At 30.4% G+C, this 5,789-nt stretch carries 4 protein-coding genes and 1 pseudogene; 1 reads left to right on the top strand and 4 read right to left on the bottom strand.

Annotation, left to right across the window (positions count from 1 at the left end):
* Positions 1-564 (top strand): annotated as a pseudogene (locus EHU54_RS04190) (hypothetical protein); the annotation flags it as partial.
* 45 nt (positions 565-609) lie between these two features.
* On the opposite strand, the gene EHU54_RS04185 reads toward EHU54_RS04190, so the two are convergent.
* The 4 genes from EHU54_RS04185 to EHU54_RS04170 all read right to left on the bottom strand — a co-directional run.
* Positions 610-873: a hypothetical protein gene (locus EHU54_RS04185; protein ID WP_400249095.1), complete on the bottom strand. Its 264-nt coding sequence runs from the start codon at positions 871-873 to the stop codon at positions 610-612.
* Between the two features lie 927 nt (positions 874-1,800).
* Positions 1,801-2,475, bottom strand: coding sequence for a hypothetical protein (locus EHU54_RS04180; protein ID WP_400249094.1), 675 nt, complete (start codon positions 2,473-2,475; stop codon positions 1,801-1,803).
* Between the two features lie 382 nt (positions 2,476-2,857).
* The gene (locus tag EHU54_RS04175) at positions 2,858-4,360 is read right to left on the bottom strand and encodes a type IV secretion system DNA-binding domain-containing protein (protein WP_400249093.1); all 1,503 of its coding nucleotides are present in this window, start codon (positions 4,358-4,360) and stop codon (positions 2,858-2,860) included.
* Positions 4,361-4,371: 11 nt separating this feature from the next.
* Positions 4,372-5,789, bottom strand: a 1,418-nt coding sequence (locus EHU54_RS04170; RefSeq protein ID WP_400249092.1) for a VirB4 family type IV secretion system protein, incomplete at its 5' end; no start/stop codon positions are given.

The following is a 5,789-nucleotide window of genomic DNA, read 5'->3' as shown; positions in this document are numbered from 1 at the left end:
GAAAGTTTAACAGCGGCTGAAACTTTATCAGTTGCAGAAGGAGCCACAGTTGCAGCAACTGAAGGAGCAGTTATTGGAACAGAAGCTGGTGCTGCCGCGGCTTTAGCTCCTGAAACTTTAGGTTTATCATTAGTAATTGGAGGATTGGTAATTGCCGGCACAACACTAATTTGATGATTAAATCATGATAATGCACAAGCAGTTAAACATGAATCACATAATCAATATAATGAAATTGAAAAATACTATCAATTTTTAGCTCATGATCAATTAAAATTAGATATTGATAGTAATACTTGAGATAAAATTAAACAAATTTATCAAGCAAGCAAAGATAACTACGAAGGATTTAAAGAACAAATTAAAGTAACAATCACTAGTTTTCATAAAGAAGATCATAGTGGTTGGGGCGGATCAATCACTGATGAAGATACTAACACTTTAATTAATATTATTTACAATCATTTTCAAGAAATTAATAATCATTTTATTAACAACCATAATCACGGTTGAAAAATTGTAACAAACACGATAGGTAGTTATTTTATAATTGAAGAAGAATAAAAATAAAAAAACAACAAAATTGACATTGTCAAATAAGTTGTTTTTTTATTTATTTCATATTTCGTAGGTGTGTTGGGGCGGATAAGCACCAATAGTGTTGATTTGATTTACAATTCAAGTAGTGAGAGTTTGAGTGGGGGTAATTCAGTGAATTTTACCACCCGCAGCAAGTCACTCACGCAAGTTAATTAGTTTAGTTCTAAACCGGTCGGGTGACTTGCGGGTGCGTTCAAACTCGACATAAATTTCGCTATCATCGCTTTTGGTAATAATTAAATCGGGGTAGGCGTTTAAATTGCCGTTTTCCATTTTGAGCTCCCGCTCGGTTTGATAGTGTGTGATGTCGGTTTGACTACAAAGTCATTTGATGAGCATGTCTTGGTGTTATAATTCATAATAATTTACTTTAATACTTTTTTTATGTTCTCGCCCTAAATGACTTTGTGCTTTACTCGTTAAAGTATAATAGTTTTTCTTGGGGAGTGTGTCCACATTCAAAAACTTATTACTAACTAATTTCATAACAAATTTATATGTAATATTTTCTTTTTTATTCAGTAACAAGCTAATTTGTTCTGTGTTTAAGTAACCTCATCGATTAATTATAATTAATATTTTTTCTTGTTCACCTATAGTGTATCAGCTCCTTACTAACCACCCCTTTTATACTGGCAGGGCGGGGTTTTTTCTTTTTTGGGTTCGTTTTTTCTTTTAAGGGCATGGGCAAAAAGAAAAAAAGGAACTAGGTGGGTTTTTATTGGTTGTATTTGCAANAAATACAACAAATAAAACCCCACCACTGCGGAACACAAACATTAAGCCGAAACCCCGTGCTATCAACATCGTTGGGAGTGCGGGGTTTCGGGTGCTTGGCATGCCAAAATGCTTGTCGTTCCGCAGGATAATCAATACTATTGATAAGTTTTAAAACTTATTAAATACTTAATATAATTATATCTTAAATTTTAGAATATTTAATACTTTATTGAATAAAATTACTGATAAATTTACTTAAAAAATATATAAAATTTATTAAATATTTTGTTTTGGTATAGTACAGGAATGGTTTTGGAATTATATTGGAAGAAAATAGATAATAAAAATAGGTGATTTGCCAAACATCAAAAATGATATGATGAAGACCATATCTTGGCGTTGTATTCTTTGTCTTGCTACTCGTTGGTTTTATGCAAGTTCTGTGCTGGGGTAATAGGGGAGTATAAACTCGGTAGGGGTTTAGTCTAAGTTATCTAATTCCACTAACAATTGTTCGAGTTCTTCTTCGGATAATTTTGGTGGATCACCCTTGTTTTTTTCATAATGTGTGTTAAACTTATCTACAAGAGAATTATTTTCTCTGTTTGAATTTAACGATTTTTTATTAGCAGAATGTTTGTCTTTGATTGAAGCTTGAAATTCTGCTTTTTGTTTGGCCATTTGTTGTAATTCAGTTTGAAATTTTTTATCAACGTCAGCTAAAAATTCTTCGCGGTTTTTAAACTTACGAAGGCGTGGTTCGACTGCTTGTCATTTTTCAAATTGACGGTGTAGGGTATTTAAGTGATGAAATTTATATATATTTGTTTTAATCATCGCGTCATAACCAGTCGCTTTAATGCGTGTTCCATCCGCATAATAAATATGATATGTGCCAAAAACACGCACCCCCACATTAAATCAATTAGGGTCTGTTTTTGTCATAAAAATATCTTTTTTACCAACACTAATAAAGTTATCACCAACCCGCACTTTATTTGAAAGTATTGTGTATTTATAGATATCTGATTTATGAACAAAAAAGTTGCACATGTGTTTTTGATTATCTAACTGATTAAATACTTTAAACTGAGCACCAGTTGGCAATTTAACAAAGTGGTAATTGACTTGTTCTGCGTGTTGTATTTGTTGCATAATAATATGCTCCTTTCTGCGGTTTTGACCGAATTTAAACCCCTTATTAGCGTTGATATTTTCCAAAATGTATAATCATATTCTTTTGGTTAGTTTAAACACTAATTTACGAGTAAATAATTGTGATTTATACTGTAAATAAAAAAATAGGTAGAATGACTTTTTTTATCACTCTACCTATACACAAAAATTAAATAATGATATAATTTAACCAAGAACCACCACAACTGTGCGGTTCAGGTAAATTATATATTAACCCTAGTTAAGCGGTTTGATAGACCCTTAATAGGTTGTATAGAAGAATGACCTGCAAGTCATTTTCTTTTTATTTATTTAGTTATGTTTATTATAGCACGGGTAGAGTGTATTATTTATTTAATTGTTAAAATAAATTATCTAAATAAGTTGGGTCAACTTGAATTTTTTTAATAAATAACTTGCCACTCGGAAGAGTGGTTTTTAAATAACATTCTCCGATTTTAAGGGTTTTAAGGTCGTTCGGATGAACAACAAACTCATCCACCGAACGCACCGAACCCATATCAGCCGTGTTGTTTTTAAAGTCAAGTTGTCGCGTTAGTTTTTCGGTTTCTTGGGTGCCAAATACACTTGCTACATATTCGGCCGTGTTTGGGTCTTTCAATGAGTGACAAACAATAGTACTAACATTTCCGAAAATGGTATCTGTTAAATTCATATTGTTTGTTTTTAGATCGTTGATTGTTTGAAATGACAAAACGCATTGATAATTAAAACTGCGCGATTTATTTATCAAGTTGACAATGGTATCACTTGCAAAGACATTAAACTCATCTAAAACAATGTTAATTTTTTGATTAACTGGTTTTAGGGTGGTTAATTCTTTTAAATCTTGGATAATAATTTTACCAACCGAACCCGCTAGTTTCGGATACATCAACGAATTGATACTAAACAAAATCATTTTATATTTAGTAATCAATTCTAACAAAGTATTTTTATTGCCCAAACTATTGTTTAGTTGTGTGTTGTAAACATTTAATTGATTAAAAAGACCGTTAATGTCTTTTTCATCAAAATTTGATAATAACGAAAGATTATTATCATTAAAAGTAATTAATTTTTCTAATTGCTTAATAGGAAAGTATTTAACTAAATTATCAAAAGTAATAGCAATATCATTTTTTAAAAGTATATTAAGCAATAATAATAAATAATTATGAGCTAGATTTTGATAATACTGTTCAGAAAACTCAAACAACGACATTATTTTATCCGCTAAAATAACTTTATTTTTATTTGCAAAAGGGTTATATTCCGTTGACCCACCAATTTCTCAAATAAAAGCGTTAGGGTCTAGTTGTTTAACTTTATCAATTAAATCAATATCTCCCTTGCCATCAATAATGATGGTTGTTTCGTCGAATTTAAACCTTAACGCTTTTATAATTTGCATTAATGTTGTTGTTTTACCACTCCCCGTTGTTCCAACCAACAAAGTATGTTGAGTTAAATTTGATTTGATTAAACCAAAGTTTTTATTTAATTTAAGCAAATTACTTTGTTGAATTTTTTTAAATTCTTGCTCTTTTCTTTTCTCTTTTTTCTTTTGTTCATAAGCAAACATATCAAAGTGTTGTCATTTCTGATAACCAATAAAACCAGCAATGACAATTACAACGATAGTGCTGATAATTGCTGAAATTTTAAAGCAAATATCTTTGGCATATGCAGTTGAAAAGGTTTGTCAAGTAATCGCTTTTAGTTTTATTCCCGCATAGCCAAGCGAAATAGGAATATTAATTAAAGCAATCAGCAAGAAAAAGATTAATACAGCAAAAATAATTCAAAAGATTACTTTTTGCAATTTATTAAGTTTTTGATAATATTGTTTTATTTTAGACATAAATTTACCTCCTAACTAAAAGTTTCTTGTTCTATTTCGCTTGCTTCAACATTTAATAACATTCGGTTATTAGCACCAATCGAAAAGAGACAAGTTCCCGTTGGCGCAGTTGCAATCGTATCTTTTTGATATTGATTTAATCTTCCACTTGCAGAAATTAAATTATCATAATCTTGTAAATCACTCGCCGCTAAATGATGAACAAACTGATACAAACAGTTGTTTATTATCCCTTGGGCTTGCGTTTTAATATTCGCATTACCCATAAAGTCATTGATGTTTTGTGACATAATATACAAAATACCGTTATATTTACGAATACGTTTTGTCATTTCAAATAAGAAATTCAACGCTAAGGTATTATTTTCATTAATCAATAAATGAGCTTCATCAATGGCAATACAAATTCATTGTTGTTCAGTAATTGGTAATGCTTGGTTTTTGGCTTTGTTTTGTTTTACTACCTTATCCAAAAAGGAAAGCATTAAAAACAACTGAGCGTTTTGTCTATTTTTGTTTGCTGTTAATTCGTGAGTATCAAAAACAACCAAATCACCCTTTAATGACAAAGTACTTATTCCGTTTCACAAAGAACCATCAGCTCCTTTGGCAAGTTTTCATAAAACATTGTATAAATGTGATTTGTTTTGTTCGCTTTTTTCTTGTTTTTCAATTAAACCAAACAAATCTGATAGTGTAGGATAATCACAAGCTGTTAAAGTATCTAACTGTGTTTTATCATTAATTTTAAAATCTTGGTATAGCTTTAAAAGCGTTTGTTGTAATAAACTTAAATCAATATCTGTTAAAGACGGATATAAAATTTTAAACCATTGTTCTAGTAAAGAAATATGTTCTAATAAATCATCTGAAAAAATCTCTAACGGATTTATTCGTGCCTTGTCTGATTTACCAATAGGGATAATTTCACCGCCATAGTAATTGGCTAATTGATGGTATTCCCGCTCAGGGTCAATAATATAGATTTTTGTTTTATTACAATATAATCAATTTAATTGTTTTTTAACATTAAATGTTTTACCGCTCCCTGTCATTCCGGCAATAAAGGCATTACTACTATTGCGGAAACTATCACGGTGTTTTATGTCAAAACTTATCGGCTCATCAATATCATTCGTTCCCATCAATTGCCCGTGATTATCATTTAAAGGTGTTGCTACAAACGGATAACTACTTGCCAGTGAAATAACGGGCATTTCTTGTCATCATTCAGTACTGTTTTTAATATTGTTGTTTCAAACAAAGTTATATGCTTTTAACTGCTGAAATTTTAATTCATCAGGTGTAAAACCCTTCTTTGTCATTTCACTTATTAACATCGTTCTAATACTATCTAGTTCTTTTTTCGTATCAGCAAAACAAGTAAACATAACTGAAACCATTTTCAAGGTTTCACCACCATTTTGAA

Source organism: Spiroplasma sp. ald, assembly GCF_044714355.1.
GTDB classification, from domain to species: Bacteria; Bacillota_I; Bacilli_A; order Mycoplasmatales; family Mycoplasmataceae; genus Spiroplasma; species Spiroplasma phoeniceum.
The sequence above is the reverse complement of the archived record's forward strand: the minus strand, read 5'-3'. Positions and strand labels throughout refer to the sequence as shown.